The organism is Rhodococcus sp. JS3073, assembly GCF_026810085.1.
Taxonomy (GTDB): domain Bacteria; phylum Actinomycetota; class Actinomycetes; order Mycobacteriales; family Mycobacteriaceae; genus Rhodococcus_F; species Rhodococcus_F wratislaviensis.
Window position 1 is genome coordinate 2,807,193 of sequence record NZ_CP113951.1, and the last position, 12,571, is coordinate 2,819,763.

Here is a 12,571-nt window from a genome sequence, read left to right on the forward strand (position 1 = left end):
ACAGTCGACGCCGCAAAGGGTCGTGGGCACGACTGTCGTTCAGGAGTTTTGCGGGCTCTCCGCTGCAGGCGCTTCCCAGGCGGCGGGTGTTCGCGCCGCATACTTTCGTGCCTCGTCCATGAGCGTCCGCGCGGGTGGTGTGAGGTGGGTTCGCCGGCAGACTGCGGCGACGTGCAGGTAGGACTCGGGGACGATGCGGTGCACGGTGGCGCCGGCCTGCCTGGCCGACGGCGCCCACGACGACGGCATGACGGCCTGCCCGAATCCGCTGAGCACCATCGGCAGGATCGACGTCCGGTGGGCGACCTCGGCGACGATGGTGGCTGCGACACCGCTGGCGAGGACCTCGTCGACGAGGGTTCGCATCAACGATCCGCGCTGCGAGACGATCAACCGGAATCCGGACAGCTCGGATCTCCGAATCTCCGGGCGGGCCGGTGTTTCGGCGCCCGGCCCGGAGAGGAGGATCAGCGGCTGGCTTTCGAGCGCGACGACGTCGAGTTCGGGGGCGCGCACCGCGGCGGGTGAACCCAGGATCCCGACCTCGCAGACGCCGGTGCGGACGGCGTGCAGCACCTCCTCGGGAGTGAACGCGGCCTCGGCGTTGACGGTGACCGAAGGATAGGTGCGGCTGAAGCTGGTGAGGATCGTGGTGAGGGGTTCGATCCCGGGTGACGGCATCGTGATCAGGTCCACCCGGCCGGCGCGCAGCCCTTTCAGCGCATCGACGGACGCCTTCGCGTCCTCGAGATCGCGCAGCACCACGCGGGCAGGACCGACGAGCGTTTCGCCGGCGTCACTGAGCACCAGCCGGCGTCCGACGCGATGAAAGAGCGGTACCCCGAGTTCCCGTTCGAGCGCGGATATCGACTGGGAGAGCGAGGGCTGCGCGATCAGCAGCGTTTCCGCTGCCCGGTTGATGCCTCCCTGATCGACCACGGCCAGGAAGTACCTCAACTGACGTGCGTCCATCCGAACCCCTCATTTCCGTCGATCTGCGCCGACCCCTCGAGGGTGACCGTCGGGCGCCTGCAAGCGTGCACACTCACTCTACCTGCGAAAACACGTTTCGATTAGGTGAAACCTATAAGCCGGATCGAGTCTTGGTCATGGACGCTGCGCGATTGTGACGCGTTAATGAATGCATCACACACTGTGACGAGCACAACACGATGGAGGCAACGACATGGCACCGCAGACGTTCAAGATTGCATCGATCCCCGCCGACGGCGTCGGCAAGGAGGTCGTCGCTGCCGGACGGCGAGTGCTCGACGTCCTCGCAGATCAGTCCGGTGGGCGCTTCGCCTTCGAGTGGGAAGAATTTCCCTGGGGATGCGGGTACTACGAGCAGACCGGGAAGATGATGGCCGATGACGGCCTCGACACCCTGAAGGCGTTCGACGCCATCTACTTCGGCGCGGTCGGCTGGGAGAACGTCCCCGACCACATCAGCCTCTGGGGACTGCGGCTCAACATCACCCAGAACTTCGACCAGTGGGCCAATGTGCGGCCCGTGAAGTTCCTCCCCGGCGTGCAGTCCCCGCTGCGCAAGGCCGACGACACCGAACTCGACTGGGTCGTCGTCCGGGAGAACAGCGAAGGCGAGTACGCCGGCCTCGGCGGACGTAACCTCAGCGGCCGCGGACCGGGCAACGAGGTCGCGCTGCAGACAGCGCTGTTCACCGAGAAGGGCTGCGAGCGCATCATGCGGTTCGCGTTCGACCTGGCCCGCACCCGCACGGTGAAGAAGGTTTCCAGCGTCACCAAGTCCAACGCCCAGCAGTACGGCATGGTCCTGTGGGACGAGGTCTTCAACCGCGTCGCCCTCGACTACCCCGACGTCGCGACCGAAAGCGTCCTCGTCGACGCCATGAGCGCGAAGTTCATCCTGCACCCGGAAGACCTGTCCGTGGTGGTGGCGTCGAATCTCAACGCCGACATTCTCTCCGACCTCGGCTCCGCGCTCGCGGGAAGCCTCGGTGTCGCGGCGAGCGCGAACCTCAACCCCGAGCGCCGCTTCCCGAGCATGTTCGAACCCGTCCACGGTTCTGCACCCGACATCGCGGGCCAGGGCATCAGCAACCCGATCGGCGCGATCGCCAGCGCCGCCCTGATGCTCGACCACTTCGGACTGCACGACGAGGCACGCCGCGTCGAAGCCGCCATCGAGGCCGCCACCGCGAGCGGGGCACTGACCCGCGACATCGGCGGCTCGTCGGACACCGACGCTGTCACCGAGGCGATCGTGCACGCTCTGCAGACCGCGCTGACCCCGGCCTGACCTGCAATCCACATGCGCAGCCGGCCCGACTCGGCAGGATCTGCCGGGTCGGGCCCCCACCCCTCGAACGGTCGGTAACTCTCGACCACCCCGTCTTCACACCCTGAACACTCTCACCCGAGGTGAATGTCATGGAAACACCCAGCAGCGCAGCGAGTTACCACCCGGCGACGGTGAAGAAACCGTGGTACAGGCAACTGTACTTCTGGGTTCTCATCGCGATCGTGCTCGGCATCCTGGTCGGGTGGCTCTGGCCGGACACCGGCGAGGCGATGGAGCCGATCGGCACCACCTTCATCACGGCCATGAAGATGCTGATCTGCCCGATCGTGTTCCTGACGATCGTCGGCGGCATCGCGAGTGTCGCGGACCTGAAGAAGGTCGGGCTGACCGGGATCAAAGCGCTGACCTACTTCCAGGTCGGAACGATCCTCGCGCTGCTCACCGGCCTCGTCGCGATCAACCTCTTCCGACTCGGGGACGGGGTGAACGCCGACGCCGCCTCGCTGGAAACCACCGACTCCGCCAACAAACTGATTCAGACCGGTGAAGAGAAACAGTGGTGGGAGTTCATCACCCACCTGGTCCCGGACAGCGTGTTCGGCCCGTTCGTCGAGGGCGACATCCTCCAGGTCATATTCCTCGCCGTCATCTTCGGGGTCGCCATCAACGCGGTGGGACAGATCGCCGCACCGATCCGGGACGCCGTCGAACGCCTCACCGCGGTCGTCTTCAAGGTCCTGAGTTTCATCATGAAGCTCGCACCCCTCGGTGCGTTCGGCGCCATGGCCTTCGCCATCGGCAAGTACGGTGTCTCCACCCTCACCAGCCTCGGCAGCCTGATCCTGCTGTTCTACGTCACGTCCGCGTTCTTCGTCTTCGTGGTCCTCGGATCGGTCATGGCGTACCTGCGGCTCAACATCTTCCGCATGCTCGGCTTCTTCAAGGAAGAACTCCTGCTCATTCTCGGCACCTCCACTGCCGAGCCCGCGCTGCCCGGTTTGATGCGGAAGCTGGAGTACGCCGGAGTCAAGAAGCCCACGGTCGGGCTCGTCGTGCCCACCGGCTACAGTTTCAACCTCGACGGGGCCGCCATCTACCTCTCCCTCGCCGCGCTGTACATCGCGCAGGCCACCAACACCGACCTGTCGATTCCGCAGCAGCTCGGCCTCCTCGGCGTCATGCTCCTCACCTCCAAGGGTGCCGCAGGTGTTGCCGGAGGCGGATTCATCGCACTGACAGCAACATTGAGCACACTCGGCACCATCCCCGCAGCCGGCATCATGCTCATCTTCGGTATCGACAAGTTCATGTCCGAATGCCGCGCCCTGGTGAACTTCATCGGCAACGCCGTCGCCACCCTGTTCGTCGCCAAATGGAACCACGAACTCGACGTCGACCGCGCCCGCCGCGTGTTCTCCGGTGAAGTGCTTCCCCCACCGGACGGTGACGTCGAGAACGACTTCGACATGGAGATCCTGGAACAGGAACCGCGGGAAAAGCATCACCACCACGAACCGCGCCACGACGACACCGTCCGCATCGACCACGAACGGCTCGACCACGCGGCGACGACGCCCGCGCACTCCACCCAGCGATGACCGCACCCCGCACTGCACACGAGAAGGGAAGGCCGATGAGGGTTCTGGTTGCCCCGGACAAGTTCAAGGGATCGCTCACCGCGGCGCAGGTCGCCGAGCATCTCTCGGCCGGGCTCGCCGCCGCGGGTCTCGACAGCAGGCGGTTACCGCTCGCCGACGGCGGTGACGGCAGCGTCGACGCAGCGGTGGCGGTCGGATTCACCCCGCACCCGATCACCGTTGCCGGCGCGACCGGAACACCGCAGCGCGGACGAATCGCTGTCGCGGGAACCACCGCGGTCGTCGAGGTCGCGAACACGTGCGGTCTCGCGACTCTTCCCGGCGGCCGTCGAGTCCCTCTCGACTCAGCGAGTCTGGGTATGGGCCAGGCGATCGGGCACGCCCTGCGCCATCACCCCACACGGTTGGTCCTGGCCCTGGGCGGGTCCGCCAGCACGGACGGCGGTATGGGCATGCTCGCCTCGTTGGGTTTCATCTTCTACGACGCCCACGGCCGACAGCTCCGGGCGTGTGGGAGGACTCTGCCGGACGTCCATTCGGTGGATGCATCCCGCGCGGTGAACCTGTCCGGAGTCGAGATCGTGGTCGCCGGCGATGTCACCAATCCGCTGACCGGACCGACCGGTGCCGCCGCGGTCTACGGTCCACAGAAGGGCGCCACCGAGGCCGACGTGCAGTTCCTCGACACCGGCCTGAACACCCTGATCGATGCCCTGACCCGCAGCGGTTATCCCGAGGCCAGGAGGGTGGCGAACTCCCCCGGCGCCGGCAGCGCCGGCGGGATCGGATTCGCCGCCATGCTGCTCGGCGCGCGCATGGTCTCGGGCGCCGACTACTTCCTCGACCTGCTCGACTTCGACGGCTACCTCGCAGGAATGGACCTGGTGATCACCGGCGAGGGAAGCATCGACGACCAAACCGAGCACGGCAAACTCCTCACCATCCTGGCTCGCCGCGCCCACCCCGTGCCCGTCGTCGCGGTCGCAGGCCGCAACACCCTTCCCCGGACTCGTTGGGCGGCGGCAGGATTCGATTTCATTTACGCGCTCGGCGACTACACCGATCGCGACACTGCCGCCGACCCCGACCTGACCGCCGAACTCCTTGCCCGGATCGGGCACGACATCGGAGACAACGTGGCAGCCCCGGCCATCGCGCGATGACCGGTCCAACCGGGCGCCGCGCCCTGCCCCCGATCACGCCGTGGCAGCGGCATACCCCGCCGGTTGCGGAGTGGAAGGATGACATCGTGGATCCCGTTCTCGCCCACAAGGCGATCCAGCGGTACACCACCTCCGCCGCCGAACTCCCCCGCCCCCGCACCGAGCTCTGGGACTGGCAGCTGCATGCGTTGTGCCGCGGCAGCGACACCGCCGTGTTCTTCCCGCCCACCAACTTGCGCGGGCCGGCGCGGACGCGAATCGAATACCGTGCCAAACGGATCTGCCAGGACTGCCCCGTCCTCACCGAATGCCGCGAACACGCTCTCGAAGCAGGCGAACCCTACGGGGTCTGGGGTGGGATGACCGCCAGGGAACGCGCACTGCATCCCCGCCGACTGCTCGAAACCCTATCTCGCTGAACAACAGTCAGCACACCTATCGTCAGGAGCATTCTTCGTGTCCCACATCGTCCAGGTCGGAGCCCGTGAGATCCTCGATTCCCGTGGTAACCCCACGGTGGAGGTCGAGGTGCTGCTCGACGACGGAAGTTTCGCTCGCGCCGCGGTCCCGTCGGGTGCATCGACCGGTGAGCACGAGGCCGTCGAACTGCGTGACGGCGGCGACCGGTACGGCGGCAAGGGTGTCGAGAAGGCCGTCGAGGCCGTCCTGAGCGAGATCGCTCCGGCCATCATCGGGATCGACGCCACCGAGCAGCGGACCGTCGACCAGGCCCTGCTGGACGCCGACGGCACCCCGGACAAGTCGCGTCTGGGCGCCAACGCGCTGCTGGGTGCGTCGCTGGCAGTGGCCCGCGCGGCCGCCGAGTCGTCGGGTCTGGATCTCTTCCGTTACGTCGGCGGCCCCAACGCCCACGTCCTTCCCGTCCCGATGATGAACATCCTCAACGGTGGTGCGCACGCCGACACCGGTGTCGACGTCCAGGAGTTCATGGTCGCCCCGATCGGGGCCGCCACGTTCAAGGAGTCGCTGCGCTGGGGCGCCGAGGTGTACCACGCACTCGAATCGGTGCTGAAGGAGAAGGGCCTGGCCACCGGTCTCGGTGACGAGGGCGGCTTCGCCCCCGACGTCGCGGGCACCAAGGAGGCGCTGGATCTGATCAGCGTCGCGATCGGCAAGACGGGCCTGGTGCTGGGCACCGACGTGGCGCTGGCGCTCGACGTCGCCGCCACCGAGTTCTACACCGACGGAACCGGCTACAAGTTCGAGGGCAGCAACCGGACCGCGGAGGAGATGGCGGCGTTCTACGCCGAGCTGGTCGATGCCTACCCGATCGTGTCCATCGAGGACCCGCTGGACGAGGACGACTGGGAGGGCTGGGTCTCCTTGACCGATCAGATCGGCAACAAGGTTCAGCTGGTCGGTGACGACCTGTTCGTCACCACCCCGGAGCGTCTGGAAGAGGGCATCGTCAAGGGCGCCGCGAACGCGCTGCTAGTGAAGGTCAACCAGATCGGCACGCTGACCGAGACCCTCGACGCCGTCGACCTCGCGCACCGCAACGGCTACAAGACGATGATGAGCCACCGGTCCGGTGAGACCGAGGACACCACCATCGCCGACCTCGCGGTCGCCGTGGGCAGCGGTCAGATCAAGACCGGTGCCCCCGCCCGCAGCGAGCGCGTCGCCAAGTACAACCAGCTGCTGCGCATCGAGGAGAACCTGGGCGACGCCGCCCGCTACGCCGGCGAGGTCGCATTCCCCCGATTCGCATCTACCCGCTGACGCTCTGCACGACACGCTCCGCCGTTTCCGCACAACGAAGGACCACAATGACTCTCACCGACATCGAATCGCCGCTCACCGATGTGATCGACACGTCTGCCCTGTTGTCCCGCAGGGCGAAGATCGTCTGCACGCTCGGCCCTGCCACCGCCACCGACGAACGCACCCACGCCCTCGTCGAAACCGGGATGGACATCGCCCGCCTGAATTTCAGCCACGGCGACCACACCGACCACGAGGCCAACTACCGGCGCGTCCGCGCCGCGGCCGGCAGCACCGGCCGGGCCGTGGGAATCCTCGCGGACCTGCAGGGACCGAAGATCCGCCTCGGCCGCTTCGCCGACGGCGCGGCGGTGTGGGCGGCCGGGGAACAGGTCCGGATCACCGTCGAGGAGTGCGAGGGCACCCACGACCGGGTCTCGACCACCTACCGCCAGCTCGCCGAGGACGCGCGGCCCGGTGACCGCCTCCTGGTCGACGACGGCAAGATCGCGCTGACCGTCATCGACGTCGACGGCAACGACGTGGTGTGCCGGGTGACCGAGGGCGGCCCGATCAGCAACAACAAGGGCGTGTGTCTGCCCGGGATGAACGTCTCCGTTCCCGCCCTGTCCGACAAGGACATCGACGACCTCGAATTCGCCCTGCGCCTCGGGGTGGACCTGATCGCCCTGTCGTTCGTGCGCGCCCCCACCGACATCGACCGCGTCCACGAGGTGATGGACCGGATCGGCCGGCGGGTGCCGGTGATCGCGAAGATCGAAAAACCCGAGGCCGTCGACGACATCGAGGCGATCGTGCGCGCCTTCGACGCGGTCATGGTCGCGCGCGGCGACCTCGGGGTCGAGGTCCCCCTCGAGCGGGTGCCGTTGATGCAGAAGCGGATCGTGCAGATCGCCCGGGAGAACGCCCGGCCGGTGATCGTGGCGACGCAGATGCTCGAGTCGATGATCGACAATTCCCGGCCCACCCGGGCGGAGGCGTCGGACGTGGCCAACGCGGTCCTCGACGGCGCGGACGCGGTGATGCTCTCCGGGGAAACCTCCGTCGGCGCCTACCCGATCGAGACGGTCGCGACGATGGCGCGGATCCTCTCCGCCGTCGAACGCGAATCCACCACCGTTCCCGCCCTGACGCACATTCCGCGAACCCACGGCGGCGTTCTCTCGTTCGCCGCCCGCGACATCGGCGAGCGGCTGAACGCCACCGCGCTCGTGGCGTTCACCCAGTCCGGGGACACCGTGCGACGTCTCGCCCGGCTCCATACCCCGCTACCGCTGCTGGCGTTCACCCCGGTACCCCAGGTGCGCCACGAACTCGCCCTCACCTGGGGCACCGAAACCTTCCTCGTCGACCCGGTCGAATCGACCGACGAAATGATCCGCCAGGTCGACACCGCCCTCCTCCGGCTGGGCCGCTACCAGCGCGGCGACCTCGTCGTCATCGTCGCCGGCTCACCCCCGCACACCGTCGGATCCACCAACCTCATCCACGTCCACCGGATCGGCGAGGACGACTTCACGCAGAGTTAGACGTGCGCTGCCCCGTCGAGCAGGTGCGGCCGCGTCGCTCCGACGGGGTTGAGCTGCTCGTAGGCCCGCGCCACGTCGAGCAGGAACAGGTCGTTGCCCGGGGCCGCGACGATCTGCACGCCGACCGGCAGACCGTCGGCGCTGAACCCGGCGGGAACGGAGATCGACGGGCAACCCAGCACCGTCACGGTCAACGCCGACGTCATCCAGTCGAGGTAGTCGTCGCAGCGGCGACCGTCGACCGCTGCCGGGTACTCGAGTTCGGCGTCGAACGGGAGCACCTGAGACACGGGCATCACCAGGATGTCGTGGTGGGTGAAGAAGTCGACGGCGCGATTCTGGATATCCGCCTGCGCCACCATGGCTTTCGCGATGTCGTCGGCGGAGAGCCGGTCTGCCTGCCGGATGTTGTCGAGCAGCGACGGCTTCAGCAGTTCGGGGGTGGCGTCGGCGCGGTCGCCGAGGTCGATCTTGAACCGCCATGCCCGCAGCGTGCGGAACACCCACTCGGCGTCGGGAATCGACGGTGCGTCCTCGGCCACCACCGCACCCGCGGCGGCGAAGATCGACGACTGCCGGTCGTGGATCTCGCGGACCGGCGCGTCCACGGGGAAGATGCCGTTCAGGTCCGCGGACACCGCGACACGCAGACCCTGCAGGCCGGCGACGCCGAGGCGCGGCGCGAGGGCGTCGGCGCTGAGCGAGCTGCGGATTCGCGCGTCGGGTCCGGAGATCACCGACAGCAGCAGTTCCAGGTCGTCGACGTTCCGGGCCATCGGTCCCTGTGTCACGAGTGCGTCCCAGGGCGCGCTGTTCGGCCAGCACGGAACACGGCCCGGTGTGGGGCGCAATCCGACGACGTTGCAGAACGACGCCGGGTTGCGCAGCGAACCGCCCATGTCGCTGCCGTCGGCGAGCGCGACGAGTCCCGCACCGAGCGCGGACGCGGCGCCGCCGCTCGAGCCACCCGCGCTCTTGGTGGGGTCGTACGGGTTGGTGGTGATCCCGAAGACGGGGTTGAACGTGTGCGAGCCGGCGGCGAATTCGGGGACGTTGGTCTTGCCGATCGTGACGGCGCCCGCCGCGGTGACGCGTTCGGCGATCAGCTCACTGGTCTCGGGCACGTTGTCGACGAGGAGCGGTGAGCCCGCCACCGTGGGGAATCCGGCGACGTCGTGAGTGTCCTTGAACGCGAACGGCAGTCCGTGCAACGGTCCCACCGGGGTCCCGGCGGCCGTCTGTGCGTCGGCGGCGGCAGCGGTGGCGTGCGCGCGGTCCAGGTCGAGGCTGACGAGCGCGTTGACCGTCGGATTCACCTGCGCGATCCGGTCCGTGTGCAGGTCGAGCAACTCGCGGGCCGAGATGTCCTTGCTGCGGAGTGCGGCGAGCATCTCTCGCGCGGTCGAGTAGTGATCGATGGTCATTTCGAGGTCTCCAGGATCGGGGTGGCGGCGGGAAGGTCTTCCGACGACGCGGCGGTCGGGGTGCGAGGACGAGTGGTGCGGACGACGGCCTCCACGACGGCGATCACCGCGAGGTTGAGGACCAGTCCGCAGATGCCGGCGTCGATGTTGGCGAGGTTCAGTTCGAAGACGGTCATCACGATGACGGTGAGCATTCCCGCGACGAGACCGGCGAACACGGATTGCTTGGCGAGCAACGGCTTCTCGGGCAGCGCCAGCGCCAGTCCCGGGGCGAGCTGGCTGAGACCACCGAACGTGAGCAGCAGCAGGTTGGCGAGCAGATCGGGGCGCGTCAGGCCGAGTACGAGAGCCATGGTGGCAGCCGCGATCACGACCAGGTGGTTGAACCGGAGCTTCGTGCGCTCGCTCTCGATCTTCACCAGGTTGTGCGAAGCCAGTGTCGAGATGCCGATGCAGATGGCGCCGGCGGGCAGCATCGCGGCGGACGCGGCGGCGATCGCGATCAGTCCGAGCGCCCAGTTCGGCAGGGCTCCCCCGGCCAGCGTGAGCAGGACGGCGTTACTGCTGGTGTTGGGATTCAGGGCGAGGATCCCGACGAAGCCCAGCATGATCGGGAGAATCATCACCACCTGGTACATCGGCAGAAAAGTGTTGTTGGAGCGGATCACTCGACCGTTCTTGGCGGCCAGCAGCGGCGGCCAGAGGTGCGGGGTGGTGAGGAACCCGCAGCCGATCGCGGAGATCAGCAGGCTGGTGGTCCACCAGACCCTGTCGTAGTCGCCGGGGTTCACGGTCAGCATCTCGCTGTGGGTCTGGGCGATCTGGCCGAACACGTCGCCGATGCCACCGGCGAAATGCAACGGGATCACGATGGACAGCACCACGACGGCGAGCAGGATCAGCACGTCCTTGACATAGGCCGTGCGGGCCAGGCCGTGGATGCCGGCCCACAGCACGAACCCGACGACGAGGACGGTCGCGACGATCATGCTCAGCGTGCCCGAACTCGCGCTGCCCGTGACGAGACGGACGATCAGCCCGAGGCCGGTGATCTGCAACTGCAGGTACGGCAGCAGGAAGATGATGCCGCAGAGGGCGACGAGCCGGCCGAGGAGCGGGCTGCGGTACCGGTCCGCGAAGAAGTCCGCCTGGGTGATGTAGCCGCGGTCCTTGCTGAGCTTCCAGATCCGCGGTCCGATGAAATACAGGGCCACGTAGCCGAGCGGGATGTACGGGATGGCGTAGGTGGCACCGATACCCGCGGTGAACGCGATACCGGCGACCCCGAGGAACGTGAACGTGGTGAACGATTCGCCGGCCTGCAGGAAGAAACTGGTGACCACACCGAAGTTTCGCTTGCCGACCGTCCACTCGCTCAGGTTCTGAGCGCGTTTCCGGCGTCCACCGACCGCGATCACGGCCAATCCGATCATCCCGGCCAGGGTGATCCACAGAGCTGAGTTCGTCATAGGGTCGCCTCCTCGTGCGGCCGGACGAGGCCGAACTCCACCGCCGCCAGCGCGGGCAGCAGCAGGAGCACCCAGGCCGAGCACCACACGAGCAGCCGGGGCATGCCCAGCCACAGATCGGCCGTATTCACAAACGGCAGCCACACGGCGGTGACGAGTGCGAGCACCGGGGCGACCGGGACGAGCAGCAGCCAGCGGCGCTGCGGCGAATCCTCGATCGCCCCGAGAATGGCGTCTCGTTGCATGCTGTTCCTTCTTCCATCCAGGGAGTAGAGGAAGCATGCGTGGTGCGGATCACAGCACTCAACCGCTGGACGAGGTTCGGCGAAATCGGCCACCAGCCTGTCGGAGATCGCAATCAGGTGCGCCTGAGGGACCGTCCGATGTCGAAATCCGTCACATTGCCCTGCCGCTGCGTTTGACCGCCTGCACCACCATGTTGGTTTCCAGCGCCAGCGCGTCCGCCACCCACGGTGCGGTGGTGATGTAGTCGTAGAGCACCGACTCGTCCGGCGCGGCGATGTTGGCGACCACCTGATACTCGCCGGCCGTGCCGGCGGCGTACCGCACGTACGGCATCTCGAGCATCCCCCGCACGAGCGGTTCGATCCGGTTGCGCTGGGTCTTGATGAACAGCATCGCCTCGGCACGCAGCCCGAACAGGGCCGGATCCACCACCACCCGGAGGCTGATCGCACCCTCGGTGAGCAGCGACTGGACGCGTCGCCGCGCCGTCGCCTCGGACACACCCGCGGTCCGGGCGAGCGCCGTGGTCCCCACCCGCCCGTTCTGCATCAGTTCGCGGATGACCGTCCGGTCGACGGGATCCCGGGTGCCGCGTTCCAGGTCCGTGAGGAAGTTCGCCAGAGGGGCCACCCCGCCGATCGCCTCCTTCTCGGCGGGGGTCAGCACCCCGGCCTCCCATTCGCGGACCGTGCGGAAGTACCGCAGCACGGGGTCGGTCCAGCTTCGGACGACGCCCATCGTCGCGGGCAGTTCGTCCATGACGAGCTTCGGGAGGCGGTCCCGGGACACATGTATTTCGGCCACACAGTCGGCGGTGCCGGTGAGGATGTACACGAAGATGCAGTCGCTGCGCTGAGCGAGGGCGCTCGCTGCCACCCGCACCGTTCCCGGGGAGCACTGGAGGCGGACGATCGCGGTGCCGCCGCTGTTCGCGACCGCGGTGACGGCCACCCGGCCGGACTCGAGGAGCGCGATGCCGTGCCGGGTCACGTTCCGCTCGGGTTCGCCGAGCGCCTGGGCGATGCGGCTCCAGGAACACCGCCCGTCGACCTGGAGGGCGGCGACGATCCGCTGATCGAGCGAGAACCTGCGTTCGGTCATTGCAGTGCCTG

General features: G+C 67.6%; 11 protein-coding genes. 6 read left to right on the forward strand and 5 right to left on the reverse strand.

The features are described 5' to 3' along the window. Positions 1–39: 39 nt before the first annotated feature. Positions 40–972, reverse strand: a complete 933-nt coding sequence (locus tag OYT95_RS12630; protein ID WP_128639940.1) for a LysR family transcriptional regulator — start codon at positions 970–972, stop codon at positions 40–42. A 214-nt stretch (positions 973–1,186) separates the two neighbouring features. On the opposite strand from OYT95_RS12630, the gene OYT95_RS12635 reads away from it, so the two are divergent. From OYT95_RS12635 to pyk, 6 genes are all read left to right on the forward strand, one after another. Beyond that, a complete protein-coding gene (locus tag OYT95_RS12635) occupies positions 1,187–2,281 on the forward strand; it encodes a tartrate dehydrogenase (protein WP_268791588.1) in 1,095 nt (364 codons plus the stop codon). Positions 2,282–2,412: 131 nt separating this feature from the next. Beyond that, positions 2,413–3,882, forward strand: a complete 1,470-nt coding sequence (dctA, locus tag OYT95_RS12640; RefSeq protein WP_037230616.1) for a C4-dicarboxylate transporter DctA — start codon at positions 2,413–2,415, stop codon at positions 3,880–3,882. Positions 3,883–3,917: 35 nt separating this feature from the next. After that, positions 3,918–5,045, forward strand: coding sequence for a glycerate kinase (locus OYT95_RS12645; protein WP_268791589.1), 1,128 nt, complete (start codon positions 3,918–3,920; stop codon positions 5,043–5,045). Positions 5,046–5,158: 113 nt separating this feature from the next. Beyond that, complete coding sequence (locus OYT95_RS12650) at positions 5,159–5,464, forward strand: WhiB family transcriptional regulator (RefSeq protein WP_268792237.1); 306 nt, start codon at positions 5,159–5,161, stop codon at positions 5,462–5,464. Positions 5,465–5,501: 37 nt separating this feature from the next. Beyond that, positions 5,502–6,788, forward strand: a complete 1,287-nt coding sequence (gene eno, locus OYT95_RS12655; RefSeq protein ID WP_268791590.1) for a phosphopyruvate hydratase — start codon at positions 5,502–5,504, stop codon at positions 6,786–6,788. 47 nt (positions 6,789–6,835) lie between these two features. Beyond that, positions 6,836–8,320: a pyruvate kinase gene (pyk, locus tag OYT95_RS12660; RefSeq protein WP_268791591.1), complete on the forward strand. Its 1,485-nt coding sequence runs from the start codon at positions 6,836–6,838 to the stop codon at positions 8,318–8,320. Here the strand turns inward: pyk and OYT95_RS12665 are convergent. From OYT95_RS12665 to OYT95_RS12680, 4 genes are all read right to left on the reverse strand, one after another. Continuing rightward, on the reverse strand, positions 8,317–9,744 hold the full coding sequence (locus tag OYT95_RS12665; protein WP_268791592.1) for an amidase family protein: 1,428 nt from the start codon (positions 9,742–9,744) through the stop codon (positions 8,317–8,319). The two genes, pyk and OYT95_RS12665, sit on opposite strands and share 4 nt — an antisense overlap. Then, complete coding sequence (locus OYT95_RS12670) at positions 9,741–11,213, reverse strand: sodium:solute symporter family protein (protein WP_268791593.1); 1,473 nt, start codon at positions 11,211–11,213, stop codon at positions 9,741–9,743. Before OYT95_RS12670 ends, OYT95_RS12665 begins: the two co-directional genes overlap by 4 nt. Then, a complete protein-coding gene (locus tag OYT95_RS12675; protein ID WP_037230626.1) occupies positions 11,210–11,458 on the reverse strand; it encodes a hypothetical protein in 249 nt (82 codons plus the stop codon). Before OYT95_RS12675 ends, OYT95_RS12670 begins: the two co-directional genes overlap by 4 nt. Positions 11,459–11,609: 151 nt before the next feature. Beyond that, positions 11,610–12,560, reverse strand: coding sequence for an Lrp/AsnC family transcriptional regulator (locus OYT95_RS12680; protein WP_268791594.1), 951 nt, complete (start codon positions 12,558–12,560; stop codon positions 11,610–11,612). Between the last annotated feature and the right edge of the window lie 11 nt (positions 12,561–12,571).